The 2,863-nt window shown below is 69.0% G+C and carries 3 protein-coding genes; all 3 read left to right on the top strand.

Annotated features, from left to right (window positions below):
- Positions 1-592 precede the first annotated feature (592 nt).
- The 3 genes from AC08OX_RS16700 to AC08OX_RS16690 all read left to right on the top strand — a co-directional run bounded on the left by AC08OX_RS16700 (position 593) and on the right by AC08OX_RS16690 (position 2,419).
- On the top strand, positions 593-829 hold the full coding sequence (locus AC08OX_RS16700; protein ID WP_011437824.1) for a DUF397 domain-containing protein: 237 nt from the start codon (positions 593-595) through the stop codon (positions 827-829).
- A 185-nt stretch (positions 830-1,014) separates the two neighbouring features.
- Positions 1,015-1,788: a hypothetical protein gene (locus tag AC08OX_RS16695; protein ID WP_476608668.1), complete on the top strand. Its 774-nt coding sequence runs from the start codon at positions 1,015-1,017 to the stop codon at positions 1,786-1,788.
- 178 nt (positions 1,789-1,966) lie between these two features.
- The gene (locus tag AC08OX_RS16690; RefSeq protein WP_476608667.1) at positions 1,967-2,419 is read left to right on the top strand and encodes a heme-binding protein; all 453 of its coding nucleotides are present in this window, start codon (positions 1,967-1,969) and stop codon (positions 2,417-2,419) included.
- Positions 2,420-2,863: the final 444 nt, after the last annotated feature.

The following is a 2,863-nucleotide window of genomic DNA, read 5'->3' as shown; positions in this document are numbered from 1 at the left end:
GCTAAGTCCGGGGATCTTTTTCTCCCGGCTCGGTCCGCGACCGCCTTGTACGGCTGCCCGGCGCACGGGTCGGATTCGTCACTCTTCGGATTTTTCGGACGTTTCGCCTAGTGGGGTCGAGGCCCGTCCATGGTCCTTCTGCGGAGCCCCACGGACGGACTGGGCGCAGATTCGTGGTGCTTTTATGGTTCTTGCCATGGGATTTTTAGTGCTTTCGGTAGTTATATCAACATCATCGGCGCCCCCGTCGGAAGCTGTCGATGCTCCCTTGATTTTCTCTTGATCTTTCTTTGGGCTTCCCTGGGGCCGCCTCGGCACTGGTTCGGCGTGGAGGCCGCGGCGGCGCGAGGCATCGGGCCGGGCATCTGTCGCCCGCTTGATGCACGTGCACCCGACCGTGCTGTATCGTGAGCCAAAGTTCGTGCAGCCGCACACGCTGGCATGATGGGATGGTCTTCCGGGGGGGTGTTCCATCGTGGGTTTGGCTGGCGGTCGGCCGGCGGTCGCTGGTTGGCCCGTCGGTGGTATGGCGAGCGGACGGCGTGGGTCGGGGCCGTGGCGGCATGGCTTTCCGGGGCTTCAGGAGATCGACATGACCAAGATCTACAGCGGTATGTCCGCCGCGGCACTGCAGCGCGTGACATGGCAGAAGAGCCGTCGGAGCAACTCGCAGGGAAACTGCGTCGAAATGGCGAAGCTTCCGGGTGACGAAGTTGCCGTCCGTAACTCTCGGCATCCAAACGGACCCGCTCTGGTGTATACCCGAGCTGAAATCGAGGCTCTGATACTCGGGGCCAAAGACGGCGACTTCGACAACCTGCTCCAGTAGTCGCACCCGTCATGGCCTTCCCGGTTCCGGCAGCCTCGACGAGGCGGGTGCGTTCCATCGCCGCGTGGGCTCCCTATGCAGGGATCCCACGCCGGGTCGTGGACGGTGTGGGCACCGCGGCCGATTGTGGCCTGGGGGGCGGTGCCCGCCCGGTCCGGGCGGGCGCGTGGCGAGACGGAGACAGCATGCCCACGTCGATCCCTGAACGGATCTTCAGCTCGGAGGATCTGCCGCTCCTCTCACTTCCCGGTGCCGACGGACTCATCACCTGCCAGTGGATTCACGAGTCCATGAGGGTGCGGACCCCGTCGGGACGCGGCTGCGACGCCATCCGCGGCTGCGACGCCATCGAGGAGCGGCGGCGCGCGCAGGTCGGTTTCGTCCTGGTCGAGCCGGCCTGGCTGGTTCGCGCGGCGGCCGAGCGGCTCCGCGCGCCGGGAGTCGACGCCATCGTCCTGCACGCTCAGGCCAGCCCGCCAGGCCGCAGCGCGCTGGCCTTGGCGTTCGCCTCTCATCTGCGCAATGCCCTGAGACGGCCGGGAGCAGGCGGTACGCCCGCCCCCGGCGGCCCCCCCGGGTCCGGCTGCGAGCCGGAGGTCGGTGACAACGTCGTCACCGCCGGGGTGCGGCCGGATCTCAGCGGCTTCGCCGATCTGATCCGGGTACCCCATCTGGTGACCGTCACCGACGGCACCGGTGCCGTCGCGGACACGGTCGTGTGGGAAATCATGACCGGCGCGCGGTTCGACACCTGGCTCGATGGAGCTCCCCGGCCCGACCAGCGAGCCATCGAGGCGCACCTGCCCGGTCTGTTGCGTCTGCGCGGCCTGCACCGGGTCGGCCGGCTGGATCATCCGGGCGCCGGTGCTCTGCTGGACCTGCTGGGCGGCGGCTATCTCTCCAGCAGGTTGATCCACCGCTGCCCCCGGGCCGTCCTCCCGCTCGTCGCCGCGACCTGACCCTCCGGTTCCCCGGCCGGGGGCCCGGGGATACCCGGTGTCCACCTGTATCCTGCCGTTCGCCGCTCGGGAGTGCCATGCGCGACGGTGGTTACGCGGCGCGCCTTCCACCACCTGACGGTCAACCAGGGCCTATGGTCAAGCGCACCGGAACGCCGCTTTATGGGGAGAGTCGCGGATGACCGTATCGCTCGAGGACGCCCGTCGGATCATTGCCGCCGGGGAGAAATATGCGGTTCACCTCGGTCAACCGGTTAACATTGCTGTCGTTGACCATGCCGGAATTCTGGTTGCCCACGTCCGGATGGACAATGCCCGGCTCGAGACCGCGGATATCTCCGTCGACAAGGCGTGCGCGGCTCGGGCCTGGGCTCCGCCGGCCCATCTGGTCAGTCATACCGGTGGCGAGGGACACGCTGGCGGCGAGGCGCATGCCGGCGGCGAGGCACCTGCCACGGGTGACGACCGCGTCGGACGGGAGCGTCCGTCGCCGGCGGAACCGGTCGTCACCGGTCTGCCCGGTGCGCTGCCGCTGTGGCGGAACGGGGTGATCGTGGGGGCCGTCGGGGTGAGCGGTGGTCCCGCCCCCCTTGACCAGGCCATCGCCCGGGCCGCCGCGGCGGCGTTCTGACCGGGCCGACCGGACTGACCGGGCCGACCGGACTGACCGGGCCGACCGGGCCGCACCCCCACGCGGTATCGCTCCCCACGCGGTACCGCGTGGGGAGCCCGAAGCGGGATCGGATCCTGAAACCGGGAGCGATCGATCTTCGGTGAATCTCACAAAATCAACGGAATGGCACCGAAGAGTGGTTCTTCTGGTTCAGGCTTGATGGAGTGAGGAGCGTCACGGCTCTGGGAGTCGGGCCGCACCGGCCTCGGCGCCGTCGTGCGGACCGCCGGGCCGCGCTGCTCGGGCTCGTGAGCCTCCTGATCGGCTTGGGAGCGGTCGGCTGCCGGGTCTCCACCGACGGGCCGACCGCGTCCCCGGCCTGCGCGGCGCCGGGCGTCGCTCCGGACGCGATCAGATTCGGCCTGCTCTATCCGGACACCGGAAACGCGGCGTCACTGAGCC

Source organism: Frankia sp. CoBUL1, assembly GCF_978021245.1.
Note: the sequence above shows the minus strand (reverse complement) of the source record. Positions and strands in the feature narration are given on the sequence as shown.

Excerpts from the sequence above, each read along its gene's own strand:
- AC08OX_RS16700 (WP_011437824.1), top strand. The coding sequence starts at position 593 with ATGACCAAGATCTACAGCGGTATGTCCGCCGCGGCACTGCAGCGCGTG.
- AC08OX_RS16695 (WP_476608668.1), top strand. The coding sequence starts at position 1,015 with ATGCCCACGTCGATCCCTGAACGGATCTTCAGCTCGGAGGATCTGCCG.
- AC08OX_RS16690 (WP_476608667.1), top strand. The coding sequence starts at position 1,967 with ATGACCGTATCGCTCGAGGACGCCCGTCGGATCATTGCCGCCGGGGAG.